The sequence below is a fragment of the Pontibacter chitinilyticus genome, assembly GCF_039748935.1.
GTDB classification, from domain to species: domain Bacteria; phylum Bacteroidota; class Bacteroidia; order Cytophagales; family Hymenobacteraceae; genus Pontibacter; species Pontibacter chitinilyticus.
Genome location: NZ_JBDIZJ010000012.1, coordinates 144,426 through 159,800, shown reverse-complemented (window position 1 = coordinate 159,800; position 15,375 = coordinate 144,426). Strand labels below are relative to the sequence as shown.

Here is a 15,375-nt window from a genome sequence, read left to right as displayed (position 1 = left end):
CCTGCTCTGCATCGGCAAACACCCGCACCGGCAGCTTCTCGTAACGCGTCTCTTCCAGTAAATTTAATCGCGACATAATAGCAAAAATTAAGAAGTTTCAATTTTATACTCCCATTTCTGGGCTCACTAGTGACTTTGATAGCATTGCACCCGGGCAAAAGGCATGCGTTAGCAGTGGAGAGAAGATCAAGCGCGTTTATACTTCCACGTCCACCAAAGTGCCAGCCTGTGCCTCAGATAGCAAGCGTTTACATGTAAGCGAATAAAGGAACAAGGCCTTACCGGGAGAAAAGCGCACAGGGGTCCCAATCCCTTTTGGTGCAAAACCACGATAAGTATAGCTACTAATTCCTTGCCCCAACACTATACGCCTGTTACAGTAAGCCCTAACACCCTGCCATACTTATAGTACGCACAACGCCTGCCAAAGGCATTTCTCTTGCCTTTGTAGTTCTGTAAAGCAGATGCCTTGATCCGGTAAATCCGCCGGTTTATACTTGCTGACGGCGCAACAACGTGCTATAGAATTTACTTGGATGCGGCCACCCGCCTGGTAGTAGCATGCAGCGCTTCTTCTTCTCCGGTAGCTGTCCGGCTGGTCAGGAGCAGGCAGAGGTAAGTGATCAGACCATTGATAATGATCAGTTCAAAGCCCATCGAATAGCCGATCCACGCCATGGAATGACTATCGAGCACATAAGTGAGCAGCGGCGACAACAGGCAAATGAACGGCACCAGCTTGTCTGCTACGGTGCGCCGGGAGGTCATGCCAAAGACAAACAAGCCAAGCAAAGGCCCATACGTATAGCCCGCTGCCCGGAAGATGGCATTTACCACTGAGTCGTCGTTTATCACCCGAAATACCAGAATCACCAGCAGCATGATCACAGAAAAGACCACATGTACGATGTGCCGCATCCGGATGAGCCGGCGATCGTTGCTATCCTCCTTTTTATCAAAGTTCAGAAAATCGACACAAAAGGAGGTGGTGAGCGCAGTCAGTGCTGAGTCGGTAGTGGCAAAGGTAGCGGCTGTTAATCCCAGCATAAACACAATGGCCGGAATGATATTCAGGTGGTGAAGGGCGATCTCGGGAAAGAGGTGATCAGGCGTCCGGAGCGCGGCCACATCGATGTTATTGGCGGCGGCGTACTGGTAAAGCAAAGCTCCTACGCTCAGAAAAAAGATGTTGATGGCAGCAAACACGACGGTAAAAGTGAGCATGTTTTTCTGCGCCTCCCCGATGTTTTTGCAGCTCAGGTTCTTCTGCATCAGGTCCTGATCCAGGCCGGTCATGGCAACGGTTACAAAAATGCCACCCAGAAACTGCTTAAAAAAGTTGTTCCTGCTCCCTAAAAAATCATCCCAGAAAAATATTTTAGAATAGGAGCTTTGCTTCACAGCCTCAAACGTGCCCATCAGGTCCAGGTGCAGGCTGCGGGCTATAAACCAGATCGAGAGCAGCACCGACGAGAGCAGGAAAACCGTCTGCAGCGTATCGGTGATAATGATGGTTTTAAGGCCACCTTTGAAAGTATAGGACCAGATCAGGACGAGGCAGATAGCCACCGTTACGCCGAAAGGCACATTCCAGGCATCAAAAATAAACTTCTGCAGCACAATAGCCACCAGGTATAAACGGAAAGCTGAGCCAATAACGCGGGAAATCAGGAAGATCGTGGCGCCGGATTTATAGCTCCAGAATCCCATTCGCCGCTCCAGGTAAGTATAAATCGAGACCAGGTTTAAGCGGTAGTATAAGGGCAGCAGCACGGTAGCGATCAGCACAAAACCGACGGCATTGCCCAGTACGAACTGAAAATAGCCGAAGCTACTGTTGCTTACCGCCCCCGGCACCGAGATAAAGGTAACCCCTGAGAGCGCTGTACCGATCATGCCAAAGGCTACAAAGTACCACTTGGAATTGCGGTTGGCGATAAAGAAACTGGAATTATCAGAGGCGCCTTGCGAGGTGAGGTAAGAAATACCAATCAGAACGGCAAAATAACCCAGCAAAAACGACAAAAGAACAATGGGAGGCATAGGCTTCGGGTATTTAAAGAGCTTTTAAGTATAGCAGGATTTAGGCATCCCAATATAGCGAACTCTAAAACGACAAATGCAGTGTGTCTTTATAAAAAGACAGGACCGCGGCTTCAGGAGGGCAGCACAATCGCGCTTTCGATGGCTTTTCGCACACTGCCATACTTGTCGAGCAGGGCTGCGGCCGTTTGTTTGTCCTTTCCGGTTTCATCCATCACCATCCGGACGCCCCGGTGATAGAGTTTATGGTTGCTCAACTGCATGTCTATCATTTTATTGCCTTTCACACGGCCCAGCTGAATCATAACGCTGGTGCTCAACATGTTCAGCACCAGCTTTTGCGCCGTGCCAGCTTTCATGCGCGTGGAGCCGGTCAGGAACTCAGGCCCAACCACGACCTCTACCGGATACGCGGCCTCAGCAGCTACCGGGCTGCCGGCATTGCACACAATGCAGCCGGTGGCTATCCCCTGCTGGTTGGCTGTTTTCAATCCGCCGATCACGTAGGGTGTGGTACCGGAGGCAGCCAGCCCGATCACCATGTCATCCGCATCGATGTTGAACGCCTGCAGGTCTTTCCAGGCCTGCTCCATGTCGTCTTCGGCAAATTCTACTGCCTTCCGAATAGCCCCGTCGCCCCCTGCAATCAGGCCTACGACCCAGTCGAAGGGCACGCCAAAGGTAGGAGGACACTCAGAAGCATCCAGCACGCCCAGGCGCCCGCTGGTACCGGCACCAATGTAAAACATACGGCCCCCTGCCTGCATTTTTTCTGCCGCCACCGTAGCTAGTTGCTCTATCTGCGGAAGTGCCCGTTCTACGGCTGCTGGCACTGTTTTATCTTCGTTGTTGATATGCTCCAGCATCTCCCGGATGGTCATCTGCTCCAGGTTGTCGTAGTGTGATTCGCTCTCTGTAACTCTATTCATTTCTCTATGATAAACGCTATACTGGTTCGATTAAGCCTATCCATATGGATGGGCTCTACTTATTGTCAGGTTTAAATTGCAGGCAACTGATCTTTCCATCCATGGTGCTCACTACCACCTGGTTTTTACCAAGGGGCATCACCGGGTTCATCAGGCTGTTGGAAATTTTATGCTTCCACAGCACCTTGCCTGTTTGCCTGTCTACGGCACTGGCCATACCCGAATGTGATGGCACATACACGATCCCCCTGCTTTCTACGATGGCCGAAGGAGCCAGTTCATAAGGCAGTTGCAGTCCCGATTTCCAGGCAAGTTGCATGGAGTCTGCTGTCGTAGAAACGCCGTACAGTTGCCCGTCCATTGTTTTCACGTACACCAGCTTTCCATCGGCCGATAAGCCCATGGACTCGCGCACCCGCACACTGTCTCTTTTTTCGCGCCACTGTACCTGTCCGGTGCCGGCGTCTAAAGCAGTCATGTACCTGTCCGGCGCAACGATGAACACGTTGCCGTTCGCCGCAACAGGGTAGCAGGCAGCCGGTGAAAACATGCGATTCGTCGCTCCATTGTTCCACTTCCAGGCCAGTTCTCCTGTCTTTTGGTCTAAGGCATAAAAGTCATTGTTCCAGCAGCCAAAGTATACGTTGCCTTCATAAAGCAATGGCTTGGTCACCACAAAGCCTTTCACCTGGTCAAAGTCCCACTTTACATTTCCTGTGCGCAGGTCTAATGCTCTGAAGTGGCCATCGGAGCCGCCGACATAGGCAGTTTTATCGTGTATAACTGGAGACCCAAGTACAGGTTTTGATGTAACTGTTTTCCAGGCCAGCTTTCCGGAGGCAGCTTTCAACCCATAAATGTTGTTATCAGAGGAGCCTACCACAACATAGCCATGGCCCACAGCCGGCGTCGAATAAATTTTCCCTTCAGTTTTAAATACCCACTCCCGCTTGCCGGTTTTGCTGTTCAGGGCATATACTTCTCCTTTGGTATTGGTGGCGATGACCAGATTCTTATAAGTAGCAGTTCCGGCTCCCACATCGCTGTCGTCCTGGTATTCCCAAAGTGTTTTTACCTGATCATACTTCTGATTAACCCCATAGGACGGACGCGCATACGTTATTTTGTCCTGGTTAAAATGGTGATTGCTCAAGGCCACCTTTTGCCAGACCGGCATGGATTCCAGCAATGGTTTTCGTACAGCGAAGCTGGCCGTGTCGTTGGCAACCGTAACAATGTTATACCCGCCCACACTGTCTTTTGCCCGCAGGTTAGAACGGCCCATTACGCCGGGTATTCCTTCAAAGCTATACTTGTGGTTCTGATGGCCGTGGCCACATAAAATCAGCTGCACATTGCGTTGCTTTAACCGGTCAAGGGCTTCGTACCAGTTGTTCTGTGCTGAGTCCTGCGGATAGTGATTGAGGTAAATGACCGGCATTGCCGGATCTTTCATGTTCGTTATCACCGAGTCGAGCCATACGATGTTCTCGCGTGGCACTTGTCCCGGTCCCATGCGCATGTTCGGGCCGGAGCTGGTACCTGCAAACAGGTAGCCGTTGTAAGTAAAAGCAAAAGTTTCGGCACCAAATACTTTTCGGAAGGTGTTGCTGCCGCTCTCCGACCAATTTGCATCGTGGTTACCTGCAATGATGTGCCATGGCTTATTCAGTCCATCCAGAATTTGCTTCGCCAGCTTTAGCTCGTTATCTGCGCCAAACTCGGTTATATCGCCGGTAATGACAACAAATTTCAAGGAGTCATTGGCGTTGATGTCTGCTACAGTCCGCCGCAGGTCTTCTTCGGCCGTGTTGCCGCCGATGTGCGTATCTGTTACAAAGGCAAAGCTGAACTGCTGCGCATACCCCATCACCGGAAGAAGTATAACTGCCAGGAGCAGGAAAGTATGTCTAATCTTAGTCATAGGCTTAATCTTCTTCTACAAAAGTATACTCTCAAAAACTATTGACCTTGTTCAGGAGTGTTGTACCGGCCAATTTGACTAGCTAGAGAATTTTGATAAAACACGCACGAAAGCGCAGCAATTAAAAACAATTCCTCTACTTAGAAGCTTAAAAATACGAATTTTAGCTTAAAAGACGTGCTACTGAACAACTATTTTAATTAAAACCCGCACAAATACGCAAACTATCACACATTGAATCTAGCGGTGGATAGCCATCAGTTGATATTAAGACAGATAAATACCATCCCTGAAACTATCACCTTCGATTATCTTTTTCCCTGATGCCTTCTAAGTAATGGAGGCAATATCAACTCCTATAAGCTATAGGCGCTATTATCGCTGTAGTTCCATCACAAAAGGAGACCAGCTAATCCGCCTTCCCTCGCTTCCTGCCTCTCCGATCATTTGATCTTCTTAACAAGCGCACTTGCTGTGGTACTTTCATTCTTCAACCTGTCAATGGCCGTTACGATGTAGCGGTATGTATGCCCCGGCACCATTCCTTCGTCGATGAAAGAGGTTAATGTATGGTCGAAGCTAACTTTTACGACATTTTGCGGGTTGCTCAGGTCCAGGGGCTCGTCGTCTTTGAAGCGGTATACCACATAGCCATACACGTCGCTGCTGCCCGCAGGCATCTCCCATTGCAACTTTGCCTTTTTGCGCGAGGTGAAAAACAGGAACTTCTTTTCATGCAGATTGATTGGCGCAGCCGGCTCCTTTTCATCCAGCCACGGCATCACGGGCTGGAGCGCCGGATACTTGTAAAACTCCTGCTGCAGCGAATCCCGAAAGCCAGCCAGGTTGTTGGTCAGTGATTTGGAGCTGAAGTAGACGCTGCCCTGCACGGCATCGTTCTGCCGCAGGTAACGCACCTGGTTCGGAAGTTGCTGCTTATCGCGCCAGCCCTCACGGTCCTCCATCGCACGATAGACGCCCTGCCCAATGTACAGGTGTTTGCCGCCGCTGTTCGCGCTCCACCAATCCAGCAGTTTCTCGTAAGGCGCAGCGGGATAATAAAAAGGGAAGTATAACTGCGGGTTCACATAATCTACCCAGCCCTCCTTCGCCCATTTCCGAGCATCGGCATACAACGAAGTATAACCGGAAAAGCCATTGCTCTCAGATCCGCGCGGGTCCTGCGCTTTGTTACGCCAGATACCAAAAGGGCTGACCCCGAACTTAACGAAGCTTTTAGCAGCATGAATGCTGTCCGACAAAGTATAAATTAGCGTGTCTACGTTGTTCCTGCGCCAGTCACCAATGTCAGAAAAGCGGCTGCCATACTGCAGGTAAGTAGCTGAATCCGGCAAAGCAGCTTTTTCCGGGTATGGGTAAAAGTAATCATCGAAGTGCACGCCGTCGATGTCATAGTTGCGCACCACATCCATGATCACCTGCACAATGTAAGCCCGCACCTCCGGCAGCCCGGGGTTGAAGTATTTTTTGCCGCCATAGGTAAAGAACCACTCCGGATGGGTGCGGGTAATGTGAGTGGCACTGGTGTGGGTATCATCCAGATCGGTGGTGGCACGGTAGGGGTTAAACCAGGCATGCAGTTCCATGCCGCGCTTGTGCGCTTCCTGTATGGCAAACGCCAGCGGATCGTAAAAAGGCTCAGGTGCCTGCCCCTGTTTGCCTGTCAGGAAGCGGCTCCACTCCTCCCGTCCTTTGGCATAAAAGGCGTCGGTAGCAGGCCGCACCTGCAGCAAAATGGCGTTTATTCCTGTTTTCTGATGCGCATCCAGTAACTGGATAAGCTCCTGCTGCTGTTGTTGTGAGTTTGTTTTCGGATCCGGCCTGGAAGGCCAGTCAATGTTTTCGACCGTTGCCACCCACACGCCCCTGAACTCCCGTTTGGGTGGTGCTTGGCGCTGTTGGGCGTAGAGAGTATTGGCACTGAAAAAAAAGGCAAGAAGCAGCGTATAAATTCTAATCATTTTGCGGGTGGGAAAGGTTTAAAAAAGCCCTCCGGCTGCTGGTGCAACGGAGGGCTTTTGAAAAGTGATATTTACTACCAGCCTGGGTTTTGCTTGAGCTCTACCCCCTGATCTTTGTATAATTTAATCTGATCTATCGGCAAGGGATTCAGGTAAACTTTCACATCAGTGAATCTGCGCTGTGAGGCTGCTTTGGTCGCCGGAATAATATACCCTTCCTCCCCATTGTCCAACACTACGCTAGACTGAAGCTTTGGATAATCTGCTTTTCTGATCCAGGCACCACGGTTAATGTCGGTGTTTGTTTCTGTATCTGTATATTCCAGCTTTTTCCATCTCCTCAGGTCATCCAGCCGGAAACCTTCCATCATTAATTCTACCCGGCGTTCTCTGCGTATCTCCCAAAGTATAGGTGATACAGAAGGGTCTCTTGCCGGATCATCGTATGCCACACCGTTAACTACAGGCTGATCACCTGCCACTTGGAGCGCAGGTATGTTAATTCCTGGCCTGGAGCGAAGTTTGTTGATCGATTTATCCAGATCCTCATTGGTCAGTGCAGGCCCACCCACGGTTGCTAGTTCAGCAGCGGCTTCTGCATAGTTGATCAGTACCTCTCCATAGCGAATTACCGGCGCATCTGTTGGGTTTAAGTTAGAGCTTCCTTCCGGCGTATTTGCAATGGCCTCATTCAGGAATTTATGCGTGGCATAACCGGAAGTAGAGTAATTGGCATCAATACCATTCAGGCGCAGTTCATCAGACACAAAAGTCTCTGCAATACGCGGATCTCTGTTCGCCATTACATTTTCAATGCCATGATCGCCCTGATATAACGGAGAAAGCGCTATTGGTAATCCGTCTTCAGCCAGGTAAGCCTCAATTGCATCTTTAGAAGGACCGGTTTGCGGTTCCTTGTTATTGTAGCTGTTCAAAGCATGGGTTAATACACCTGGTTCATACTCGCGGTAAAGTATAACTTCCGGGTTACCAGCCAGGCTAAGGGAGTTGAATACCGTTCTATAGTCTCCTAAGGAGTATCTACCGGAGTTTATTAACTGCTCTGAGGCCCACTTTGACGCTTCCAGGTATTCTGCTGCTTTGGCGGCATTGTTCTCCTGATACTTCTGCCAGGTTCCTTCAAACAAAAATACGCGCGACATAAAAGCAAGCACCACGTCTTTGTTCACGGTTAGTCCTTTTGCACCATCTGTCAATCGTACATTTTCAGCTGCGTACCGGAAATCAGCAAGTACTTTATCCATCACAAAAGTACGCGGATCACGGGACTTATACAGTTGCTCGGCATCTGTGCTTTCCAGTTCATCTTCGTACCACGGAACGTCTCCGAAACTATTAACCAGGTCCGCATACTCCATTGCCCGGAAGAACCGCCCTATACCAGTCCAATGTGCTTTAGCCTCGTCACTCATAGGCGCTGTCTGTACCCTGTTGATAAACAAGTTGGCTTTTCGCACCCAGGCAAAGGACCATCCGCCACCGGAAGCTGGCACGTTCTGTGTAAACTGCGGGGGGCTGGTAGGGGCAAAATCATCATTTAAGCTTTGGCCCGAAAAGTAGTCTCCCCAAGTATAGCCCGAGCCATACCCTGTAAAGTATGCAGGATAAAATCCGTATGCGAACGTGCTTACGTTTTTCTCACTGGTCCAGAAGGATTCATCTGTCAGTTGGTCTAGCGGTGGTGTTTCTAAAAACTCTTTCTCACAGCTACCTAAAGCAAGCGAAAGAAAGAGGATCGCAAATATTTTAGTCTTCATTTTTCTCGATTTAAACATTAAAAGGTTGCTTGCAGTCCGAAAGAAAGCGTTCTTCTGTAAGGATAAACTCTGCCGTAGGTGTTTGAGTCGTTCAAACCAGCCTGCGTGTAATCAACTTCCGGGTCAATTGGAATATCCAGGTTGTCAAACTCAAACAGGTTTTCGCCGCTGAAATAAACACGAAGCCTATCCATCTTCACTCTTTCGGTCAGGCGCTTCGGAAGCGTATAACCGATGGTCACATTCTTCATGCGCATGTAGGAGAGGTCCAGCAGGTATTTTGTCTGTGGCAGGAAGTTCCGGCCATTGTTTGACTGTCCTGCATCTGTAGGGCGTGGATAGAAGGCATCTGGGTTTTCAGGTGTCCAGTAGTCTAACTGATGGGTATACCAGGCTTCTCCTGGTCTGTATCCTGGTATAACCAGCGGGCCATTTGCCCACAGATCGCGCTTACCAACTCCTTGTACAAAGAAACTCACATCAAAACCTTTCCAATCGGCACCAAGGCGCAGGCCATACTGGTAGCGGGGCGTAGAGTTTCCGATCACTTTCATATCGCCATGGTCATCTACCGTTTGGGAGCCACGATCAATCACCCCATCGCCATTAAGGTCTTTATACTTCACGTCGCCCGGTCCATAAAAGAACCAGCCACTTTCAAATATAGATTGAGAAGGCACTCCGTCTTTCAACACATACTTCCCATTCTGCAACAGCAGGTTGCCGTCCGCATCTTGCTGAAAATCGTTGTTGGTAAAGAAGCGGTCTGTTTCATATCCCCAAATTTCTCCCAACATTTTGCTTTCGTAATAGGAGTTGATGCCCATAGTAGTATTGGCATATTTGGTAATCTTCTCCTGGAAATCTGACAGCGTACCTGTTACATTGAAGTTAATTCCGTTGCCAAATGTATGGTTCCAGTCCAATGCAAGCTCCCATCCAGTTGTTTGCAGCTCTCCATAGTTTCTCTTTGGCGGAGATGTACCAAAGGAACTTGGAAGGGTTTCCCCATTCGTTTGCATATCTTTAGTCGTTCTTCTGTACCAGTCATAAGTAACCCCAAAGTTGTTGTTAAAGAACCTGGAATCAAATCCAAAGTCCAGTGTGGCAACCGACTCCCACGTAAGCGCATCCGAAATATAACCCGGCGTGGTAACAGTAGGCATGTTTTTACCGCCAACTACCCAACCTGAATTAACCGGGGTCATGGTTCTGTAAATGTTGTTTATGTCTGCATTTTCATTGCCGATCTCACCCCAGGAACCCCTGAACTTCAGGAACGAGAGTACTGGCTCGGCAAACTGCATGAAAGGCTCTTTGGTAATAACATAACCAGCAGACATGGAAGGAAAAAAGCCCCACTTTTTACTTGGTGACAAGCGGGAGGAGCCATCATATCGCCCGTTGAACTCTAACAAGTACTTATCCAGAAAGGAATAGTTAATACGGCCAAAGAAGCCAAGGTTTGTAAACTTGTTATGGGCTCCGCTTACGAACTGGTCTCCTGTTGCCAGGTCAATCTCACCCTTGTCGGGATCCATCAGTTCACGTCTTTGTGCAGACTGGAACCAGTTTTCATATGCTTCTACATCACTACCAGCAATCACTTTAAAGGAGTGGTTGCCAAGATCTTTCACATAGGTGGCAAAGGCTTTTCCTGTATTTCTTTTATTCCACCAGGAGTTATACTGCACCCGGTTGTAGGACACGCTGGTATATGGCGCAAAGGCTAAATCCGGACCTGTTGACCAGAAATTATAAGCGGATACAGAGCCCCCTGTCTGGTGTTCGTTGGTGTTATAGCCGGTATAAGTATAATCAGCATCAATGGTAAGGCCCTTTACTAATTTAAAGGTACCTCCCACATTTACACGGGTCATACCGGTTGTGCTCTCGTTCATTTTAGCCTGCTCCACTTCCGTGATAGCGCTTCGGAAAGGATGCCCTTCGTAAGTGCCGTAAGGATACACGGCTGGCCACCTATAAAGGTAGTACCATGGGTCATACGTTTCGCTGGAGTAGTAGAACGGACGTGTAGTGAGTGTGTTGGAGTATAGAACTTTAGAGCGGATATCCAGCCAGTCTGTAACGCTTGAGTTAATTCCCAGTGTCAGGTTATAGCGGCTAAACTTATCTGGGTTCACTTTCAAAACACCATCCTGATTCAGATAACCCAAACCCAGATGATAACTGGTTTTCTCACTACCTCCTGAGAGAGAAACGTCGTGTTTCTGCTGAGGGGTCCAGTCTTTCATAAACATTTCGCCGGGATTCCAGGGGCGATAGAAGAATAAGCGGCCATCTCTTATGTCAAAATCACGGCCGAGCACCATCTCACTACCTAAGTTCTGTCCACCATACTGCTGCTCCCACTCGCGCATTTTCGCGATAGAAGTCTCATCAATGTACATCCCTACCACACCAAAAACGTTGGTGGAAGGATTTGTTCTTCTTAATGCTTCAAAAGCCATCTCGGCCCCTTCGGCAGCAGGAGCAATCTCCGGGGTAGTAGTGGGTGTAGCCCAGGAGAAGTTGTTGGAGTACGTAACACGTGGCGGTGAACCTTTCTTTCCCGTCTTTGTAGTCACTAATATTACGCCCCAGGCAGCTCTGGAACCATAAATAGAAGCCGAAGCAGCATCTTTCAAAACCGATATCGACTCAATGTCTTCCGGATTGATCATTTGAAGGCTTTCAATTTCCACATTGTCAACCAATATCAGCGGCTGGCCACCGCCTGAGTTGCTTAACGTTCCTGTTGCACCTCTTAGCTTGATAATCGGGTTCTGCCCTAGCGCACCACTGGAAGTCGTGATGGTGAGACCAGGAGTTGTGCCCTGTAAGCCACGGGCTACGTCTGTTATAGGTCTTGACTCCAGCACCTTTGTATCAACCGTTGACACGGCACCTGTAAGATTAGCTCTTTTCTGCGTGCCATAGCCTACGACTACTACCTCCTGAAGCGCTTTGGCATCAGGCCCCAACTTAACATCAATGGTGTTAGATTCTCCTACCGTCTTTTCTTGCGGCAGCATCCCAATAAATCTAAACACCAATACACTTCCGGGAGCGGCCTGGATACTATAGCGGCCTTCAGCATCTGCAGAGGTACCATTGGTAGTACCTTTTACTACAACGCTTACCCCTGGCAGCGCAGTCCCATCCTCGGCAGAAGTTATCCTGCCCGTAACTGTCTTGCTTTGAGCAAAACCGGCCTGCGCTATAAGTAAGCACAAGGCCAACATCGTGAACCGTAATAATATTCTCATAATTAACTGGTTAGTGAAGATTTAAAATTTTACAGGATAAAGAATACTGGTCATTGTATGGCTGCTATAAGCGTAAAAAATACAAATCAGGGATAAAGGAGGTATTTCTGGCGCATCACTTTAAACTGGCTCAGGCCAGGCTCCCAGCTCCTGCAGATCTCTGCTTCTGTTGCGCCGGCTATGATCTGCTGCTTCAAAAGGGTGGTGCCGGCCAGTTTATCAAAATTGCCGATCTGGTTGCTCTGCTTAGAGTCAAAGAATTTTTCTTTGGAAGGATAACCCTGATATAGCTCCATCAGCCAGGTCAGGTTGAGATGCTTCGTGGCACGCAGCTTTTCTATATCTGCTTTTCGCAAGTCCAGCCCATAGCACTTCTGATCCTGGTGCAGCGGGGTTTCGCTCATACCTTTAATGCTGACAGGTGTAAAGGAGAAAGTATACTTACCTTTCAAAGCCGGACTGCCTAGTACGGTAAAAGGAAAGTAAGTACCCCGGCCCTGGCTGATAACGGTTCCTTCGAACAGGCAGAGGGAAGGATAAAGTAAGATGGATTGGGGGGTATTCAGGTTAGGAGATGGGCTTACAGGTAAGGTATAAGGCATATCATGCGCGTAGTTCTTTACTTTGATGATCTTTATCCTGCATTTGATACCATTAGCCAGCCATCCTTCCCCGTTAATCATCTGCGCATACTCTCCCACCGTCATGCCATGCGCGATCGGCACCGGATGCATGCCAATGCCGGATTTCAGGCGCATGTCCAGCACAGGGCCATCTACCAGGTAGCCATTCGGGTTTGGCCGATCTAAAATCAGCAGTTCTATTCCATTCTCAGCACATGCCTCCATCACCCGGTGCATGGTACCGATATAAGTATAAAACCTTGCCCCTACATCCTGAATATCAAACACCATCAGATCGATGTCGGAGAGGTTTTCTTTCGTGGGCTTTTGATTTTTACCGTACAGCGAAACAACCGGGATACCGCTTTTGGGATCTACGCTATCCTCCACTTTCGCGCCGGCGCTTGCATCGCCACGGAAACCATGCTCAGGACCAAAGATCCGCACGATGTTTACACCTAACGCTTGTAAGCTGTCTACACTCGTGCTTTTACCAATAACAGACGTAGGATTTACGACCATCCCTATTCTCTTCCCTTGCAGGTAAGACAGGTATTCGCTCACCTGATCTGCTCCCGTAACAATCCCCTGGTTCTTGGAAGCCGCTCCAGCCTTCCCTGTGTTAAGAATAGCTTCTTGTGCATGTACTTGCAGGTGGCAAATACCCCATAACAGCAGGGAAAACGTTACTTGCTTTAAAATGCTGAACAGAAATTTCATGCGACAAGGAAATTAATAAACGCGCAATAGCGCTGCTTGCTGCCTTTTATTTCAAAAAAGCTCCTTCTACACCAGCTATACTTGCTGTAATTAGGGCAACCTAAAGCTATTGAAAGCTATTGCATCAACATGCAAACAAAGTGCAACAACTCTGAACAAGCGGCATAAACAAGCGCGTTAAGTGCTTACTCACTAAATCATAAGCCAAAATAAGATACTTGTTTGCTATTTACCTAACGTTTTTGCAATTATTTACTTTAAACCTGCATAAATAAGCATACCGGAAAGTAATACATGTTGGTGTAAAAACCAAGCATATGTTAATGTAATGGGCTGATTTTTACCAAAAGACATTTAAAGAGAGCGTAAGACAGCAGAAAAGCGCAAGCCCAAGACAGGAAGTAAACAGCTAAAGTAACATTATGAACGGAACGAGTTGCACAAAGCAGCACATCATTCGAAACGGAACTAGCGGATTAACTAAAAATCTGTTTGTACTGGTGCGCTATGCAACCAATAACGTTATTTGTGGGTCTCTCCTACAGATGTACTGATAAGCGGCTTATTGTCGTTGTACAAGGAATAAACCCACACTCTAAAACTTTTATCATTAGTACCATGCAAAACATTTTCAGCAGAGCATTGCTAAACAAGTTTACCCTGCTTTTATTTAGCGTAGCAGCTATTTCTTTAACCAGCTGCAAAGACGATGACTATGTGGCTCCTGAGCCAGTGCCGGTTACGTATGTTTCCTTTTACCAGGGCTCTCCCGATGCACCTGATCTGGATATCCAGCTGGATAATAAAGTAATCAACAACAGCGGCTTTAAATACGCCGGCTATTCCGGGTATCTGACCTTATCGCCTGGCGAGCATCAAATCAAGTATACTCCTGTGAGTGGAGCAAATGCATTTGTGGATTCCACATTGACTTTCAAAGAAGACAAAGCATACTCTTTATTTACTGTTAACCGTCAGCAGAACATGGAGCTGCTGGTACTGCAGGATAGCATTATCACACCAGCATCGGGTAAAGCAGCCCTTCGGATTGTTAATCTATCGCCTGATGCCCCTGCTGTAGATGTGAGTACTTCCGGAGCAACTGCTACATCCCTTGCTTCAGCCGTAAACTTTAAAGGTGCCACCCAGTTTCAGGAGTTAGCATCAGGCAGGTATACCCTGCAGATAAAAGCAGCAGGCACCAACGACGTGCTGTTAACTGCAACAGACGTGCAATTAACAGAAGGCAAGACTTACTCTTTGCTCATTCGCGGCTTTGCCACTCCGCCAGCTGGCAACACAAACGGGCTTACTGTACAGGTAATTAATAATTATTAACACGCATAAAGTCTCTTAAACTAAAAAGGCCAGCCGCAGTACTGCGGCTGGCCTTTTTAGTTTAAGAGACTTGTATTTCCCGGTCTTAAATCTGCGCTGGGCCGATCTGCTCTACCAACGTGACAAAGTATACCTGGATGCGGCCTTATACTTGTGGCCTTCACTCACTTTACAGCTATTCTCCTTTTATACTTCCCTTATATCATGCCAACTCATGCTCCTATAGCTTGCAGGAGCAGATCCGCAGGCCGCATGATTCGAATAGAATAAATAGAGGAGGTAAATATGCGGGCAGAGATTGGTATAAGATAGCGAAAAAGCCATGCAAAAGCCTGAAAAGCAAAGCGCCACCCCGTGTAATACGAGGTGGCGCTGACATAACTGTGGAGTAGCAGGGATTCGAACCCTGGTCCAGACAAGGAAATCAACGGGCTTTCTACATGTTTAGGTTCATTCGGATTGTCGGGAGTTTGCAAGTATAAACCAAACTTATGCGCCCTCCTTAGATGCTTTGTTTCGCCTGTGCACCACACCTTTACACAGACTAGAGAAACGAGTCGAAGCCTCTGATGTGCAAGCAGTTTCACGGAGCCTGCACGAGACTATGGCAATTGCTTAGTACCTAGACTAGGCAGCCATGGCGTAATTAGATTCGCCAGTTATTGTTCGAACGGATTTTTTACAGGTGGTACGTTCATCACCCGACATGCTTACACGCAATCTGCACAAGCTGTCAATTCCAGTCTACCCCAGTAAATAAAGAACGAGT

At 48.3% G+C, this 15,375-nt stretch carries 8 protein-coding genes and 1 other RNA gene; 1 reads left to right on the top strand and 8 read right to left on the bottom strand.

Features of this window, described 5'->3' with window-relative positions; translation table 11 throughout:
• Window positions 1-528: 528 nt before the first annotated feature.
• The 7 genes from ABDW72_RS16800 to ABDW72_RS16770 form a co-directional block, all read right to left on the bottom strand.
• Window positions 529-2,043 (bottom strand): sodium:solute symporter, encoded by a 1,515-nt coding sequence (locus ABDW72_RS16800; protein WP_347159758.1) that lies wholly within the window; start codon window positions 2,041-2,043, stop codon window positions 529-531.
• 113 nt (window positions 2,044-2,156) lie between these two features.
• Entirely contained in the window at window positions 2,157-2,972 is an 816-nt protein-coding gene (gene murQ / locus ABDW72_RS16795) for an N-acetylmuramic acid 6-phosphate etherase (RefSeq protein WP_347159757.1), read from the bottom strand.
• A 55-nt stretch (window positions 2,973-3,027) separates the two neighbouring features.
• Window positions 3,028-4,896, bottom strand: coding sequence for an outer membrane protein assembly factor BamB family protein (locus ABDW72_RS16790; protein ID WP_347159756.1), 1,869 nt, complete (start codon window positions 4,894-4,896; stop codon window positions 3,028-3,030).
• 443 nt (window positions 4,897-5,339) lie between these two features.
• Window positions 5,340-6,878, bottom strand: coding sequence for a glycoside hydrolase family 10-like protein (locus tag ABDW72_RS16785; RefSeq protein WP_347159755.1), 1,539 nt, complete (start codon window positions 6,876-6,878; stop codon window positions 5,340-5,342).
• Between the two features lie 74 nt (window positions 6,879-6,952).
• Complete coding sequence (locus tag ABDW72_RS16780; RefSeq protein ID WP_347159754.1) at window positions 6,953-8,656, bottom strand: RagB/SusD family nutrient uptake outer membrane protein; 1,704 nt, start codon at window positions 8,654-8,656, stop codon at window positions 6,953-6,955.
• A 17-nt stretch (window positions 8,657-8,673) separates the two neighbouring features.
• On the bottom strand, window positions 8,674-11,925 hold the full coding sequence (locus ABDW72_RS16775; RefSeq protein ID WP_347159753.1) for a SusC/RagA family TonB-linked outer membrane protein: 3,252 nt from the start codon (window positions 11,923-11,925) through the stop codon (window positions 8,674-8,676).
• 86 nt (window positions 11,926-12,011) lie between these two features.
• A complete protein-coding gene (locus ABDW72_RS16770; RefSeq protein WP_347159752.1) occupies window positions 12,012-13,268 on the bottom strand; it encodes an exo-beta-N-acetylmuramidase NamZ family protein in 1,257 nt (418 codons plus the stop codon).
• Window positions 13,269-13,886: 618 nt separating this feature from the next.
• Here ABDW72_RS16770 and ABDW72_RS16765 point away from each other — a divergent pair.
• A complete protein-coding gene (locus ABDW72_RS16765) occupies window positions 13,887-14,606 on the top strand; it encodes a DUF4397 domain-containing protein (RefSeq protein ID WP_347159751.1) in 720 nt (239 codons plus the stop codon).
• 381 nt (window positions 14,607-14,987) lie between these two features.
• On the opposite strand, the gene ssrA is transcribed toward ABDW72_RS16765, so the two are convergent.
• Window positions 14,988-15,357, bottom strand: a transfer-messenger RNA (tmRNA) gene (gene ssrA, locus ABDW72_RS16760).
• Between the last annotated feature and the right edge of the window lie 18 nt (window positions 15,358-15,375).